General features: G+C 46.7%; 4 protein-coding genes. All 4 read right to left on the minus strand.

Annotation, left to right across the window (positions count from 1 at the left end; translation table 11 throughout):
* Nucleotides 1-135: 135 nt before the first annotated feature.
* On the minus strand, nucleotides 136-693 hold the full coding sequence (locus M3200_RS04770) for a biotin transporter BioY (RefSeq protein WP_022382405.1): 558 nt from the start codon (nucleotides 691-693) through the stop codon (nucleotides 136-138).
* Between the two features lie 63 nt (nucleotides 694-756).
* A complete protein-coding gene (locus tag M3200_RS04775; RefSeq protein WP_022382406.1) occupies nucleotides 757-1,746 on the minus strand; it encodes a biotin--[acetyl-CoA-carboxylase] ligase in 990 nt (329 codons plus the stop codon).
* A gap of 210 nt (nucleotides 1,747-1,956) precedes the next feature.
* A complete protein-coding gene (gene hslU / locus M3200_RS04780; RefSeq protein WP_022382407.1) occupies nucleotides 1,957-3,315 on the minus strand; it encodes an ATP-dependent protease ATPase subunit HslU in 1,359 nt (452 codons plus the stop codon).
* Nucleotides 3,315-3,845 carry an ATP-dependent protease subunit HslV gene (hslV, locus tag M3200_RS04785; protein ID WP_022382408.1) on the minus strand — a complete coding sequence of 177 codons (531 nt, stop codon included), beginning with the start codon at nucleotides 3,843-3,845 and terminating at the stop codon, nucleotides 3,315-3,317. The genes hslU and hslV overlap by 1 nt, the downstream gene beginning before the upstream one ends.
* Between the last annotated feature and the right edge of the window lie 130 nt (nucleotides 3,846-3,975).

The following is a 3,975-nucleotide window of genomic DNA, read 5'->3' on the forward strand; positions in this document are numbered from 1 at the left end:
TAAGTGTTCAACTTAATTATACAATCCGCCTTTTCTTTTCTGCTGTCATCGATGGAATAACGGTTTTGCCGCATTCTTTGCAATAAATAAAGAGTTCCGGAAGCCGGCCGAAGCCCCGGAGCTCTTTATGGTACCTTAATGTGTCGTCGGACGGAAGCCTGCCTGAATCAATGCTCTTCTGATCCTGACACCGCTCAATACACCTAAGGTCACTTTAATCAGGTCAAATACAACAAACGGGAATACCGTCATGGTCAAAGCTGTCCAGAGAGGCATGTCCTTTCCAAGGCCGTACTGGAAGTATCCCATGAACCAGATGGTTCCCAATGCATAGCAGGAGATAAGTCCAAGAATGGCAAATCCGATATAGCAGAAAATATTGACCTTCTCTTCTGATCTGAATCCGCTGATCAAAGCCATCAGGACGAAGCCCAGATAATAACCGCCTACTGGGGAGAGGAATATGCCTATGCCTGCTTTCCCCATGGTGAGGACCGGAATCCCGATCATGCCAAGAATCAGCCAGAGTCCAATGGAAATGGCGCCCCATTTCTTGCCCAGGACGCCTCCTGCCAGCGCACAGACAAAGCTCTGCAGCGTAATCGGAACGGCGCCTATCGGAAATGCAAATTGTGATAATATTGCCATGATACCGGCAAATAATGCAGCACTGATAAAATTATGATTTTTCATACTTTTCCTCTTTTCTGAAATTTCATTTTTATCATTGCCGTTCTTTAAGTCAACCAGATTGGATCAGCGTTTGGGAATTGGCGCATCTACAGGGCGTATGGATACGTCTCCTGCAATGACGCGCTTGACTTCGCTTCCTGTATTGACCAGCAGACAACCATCGCGGTCAATATCGACTGCTTTCCCTGTATAGCTGTCATCGCCGAAGATTACGCGGACTTCCTGTCCCAAAGTAACAGAAAGCGCTCTCCAGTCATCAAGCACTTTGTCAAAGCCTTCATCCTGCGCGATGCTGTATTCTTTTTCCAGCTCGCCGAGAATGGCTGCAAGAAGATCCTTGCGTGAAACATTGATGCCTTCATTAAGGAAGGACGTCGCGCCTTCACGGAAATCTTCCGGGAATTCATTCTTCTTGATCCCTGTATTGATGCCGATGCCCATGATGATATAGTCGATCTTTTCCATGGATGCAGACATCAGTGTCAGGATGCCGACAAGCTTCTTGCCATGGACAAGGATATCATTTGGCCATTTGATGCCTGCGTCAGCAAGCCCCATCCTTCTGATGCCGCGGCAAACGCCTACTGCCGCCAGAAGCGTGCACTTGGATGCTTCCATCGGGAAGAATTTAGGACGGAGAATCAGGGAGAACCAAATGCCCTTGGCAAAAGGGCTGTAAAATCCTCTCGCAAGTCTTCCGTGTCCTGTAATCTGTTCTTCAGCGACGACGATAGTCCCTTCTTCAGCACCTTCACGTGCTATCTTCTTTGCTTCTTCATTCGTGGACTGTGTGGATTCCAGATAGACGACATGTCTTCCAAATGTCTCTGTATGGAGTGCACTGTCAATTTCAAGCGGTGTCAGCAAATTCGGTGCGTAAATCAATCTGTATCCCTTTCTTGTACTGGATTCAAAAATATAGCCTCTTTCTTTCAAGACGTTAATATGCTTCCAGATTGCTGTACGCGAGACATGCAGGTCTTTTGAAATCTGCTGTCCGGAAACGAAATTGCCATCCGCCTTGCGAAAATAATCCAGAATTTCATTTCGCATAATAAACCTCCGATCCTGTGAAGTACTTTATATCCTTATTTTTATAGATAAAACGGACTTTATTCAAGACTATTTTATTTCTTTACATTATAATCAGTTGTAAACCATCGGTCAACCAATAAGATTTCCTCGATTGACATTATTCATTATGCGCCGCGCGAAAAACCGGGATCCCTGTTTGAGATCCCGGTTTGTTATGACAAATCTGTATTAAAGTATATAGTTGGATACGTCAATATCCTGCGTAATCCTTCCCATCTTTTCTCTTATGTAATCGCCGTCAATCGTCACGTTCTTATCCTCCAGGTCAGGCGCCTCAAAGGAAATATCCTCGAGCACTCTTTCCAGGATGGTATAAAGCCTTCTGGCTCCGATATCCTCAGTCTCTTCATTGACGTGGGTGGCAATCTCGGCAATGGCATCGAGAGAGCTTTCCGTAAACGTAATCGTCACGCCTTCTGTCTCAAGGAGCGATTCATACTGGCGGATCAGGGCCTGGCGCGGTTCTGTCAATATTTTCCTTAGATCTTCTTTTGTCAGGCTCGAGAGTTCCACGCGGACAGGGAAGCGGCCCTGAAGTTCAGGAATCAGGTCGCTTGGCTTGGATACATGGAAGGCACCGGCAGCAATGAACAGGATATGGTCTGTTTTCATCTGGCCATACTTCGTCTTTACGGTCGCTCCTTCTACGATGGGAAGGATATCCCTCTGCACGCCTTCTCTTGAGACATCTGCCCCGCTCGTATTGTTTCTTCCGGCAATCTTATCAATTTCATCAATAAAGATGATGCCTCGTTCTTCAGCCAGGCGGATTGCCTTCTCCTTGACGACTTCCATATCGACCATTTCTTCTGCGGCTTCCTCTGCCAGGATACTCTTAGCCTGACGGACAGTCACTCTCTTCTTGCGTGTTTTCTTAGGCATCATGTTGGAAAGCATCATGGAAATCTGATTGGCCTGTTCATTGTCTGAATCTCCGGAGGTTCCTGATTTGTCTTCGACCTCGATTTCAATCATGCGGTCATCAAGTTCCCCGCTCCTGATTCTTTCCAGAAGGTCCTTTCTTCTTTCCTTTTCTCCCTGATCAATGGCAGGTTCTGCTTTCTTTTCCCCGAAGATGATATCCATCGGGCTTCTGGTTTCCGTTTTCTTTGACGGCCACATAGCTTCCTGAATTTTCTTCAGGGCAGCCTCTTCGGCATCCTTCTTGTGGCGGTCTGCTTCTGTCTTCTTGACAAGGCGCACCGATTCTTCCGCCAGATCACGGACCATGGATTCTACATCTCTTCCGACATAGCCGACTTCCGTATACTTTGTCGCTTCCACTTTTACAAAAGGTGCATTGGTAAGGGAAGCAATCCTTCTTGCGATTTCCGTCTTGCCTACGCCGGTAGGCCCGATCAGGAGAATATTTTTCGGGCTGACTTCCTTTGCAATTTCAGGAGAAAGTTTGCTGGCGCGCCAGCGGTTTCTCAAAGCAACGGCCACGGATTTCTTGGCATCCTGCTGGCCGATGATGTACTGATCCAGATATTCTACAATACGTCTTGGCGTTAATTCATCATTCATTATATTTCCTCCACAATGACGTTGTGATTTGTATAAACACAGATATCTGCCGCTATATGAAGTGATTTCTCTGCGATTTCACGGGCAGAAAGATCTGTTACGGATACCAGTGCCCTGGCAGCTGCGAGCGCATAATTTCCGCCGCTTCCGATGGCAAGGATTCCGTCGTCAGGTTCTATGACTTCCCCGCTTCCGGATACAAGGAAAAGATGCTCCCCGTCTGTCATGATCAGGAGCGCTTCCAGTTTCTGTAGAACCCTGTCGCTTCTCCATTCCTTGGCAAACTCGACAGCCGCCCTGACCAGGTTGCCGTTGCAGTCGACCAGTTTTGATTCGAATTTATCAAAAAGAGCAAAGGCATCTGCCACTGAACCTGCAAAGCCTGCTATTACCTTGCCGTGATAAAGGCGTCTTACTTTACGCGCCGTATTTTTCATGATGACGGCATTGCCCATAGTGACCTGCCCGTCACCAGCTACTGCTGTATGTCCATCTTTCTTGACTGCCAATATTGTCGTTGCGTGAAACATATGACCTCCTTATACCTTTTAAATCCAATTGAACATATATAATTATTATACGTTGTTTGGAGACTCATCGTAAAGTGGAACGGATTTCTCCTGTCAGGGGAGTGTAAAATAGTTTGTGTAAATCGGTATT

This window comes from Dialister sp. CAG:357 (assembly GCF_000435155.1).
GTDB classification, from domain to species: Bacteria; Bacillota; Negativicutes; order Veillonellales; family Dialisteraceae; genus Dialister; species Dialister hominis.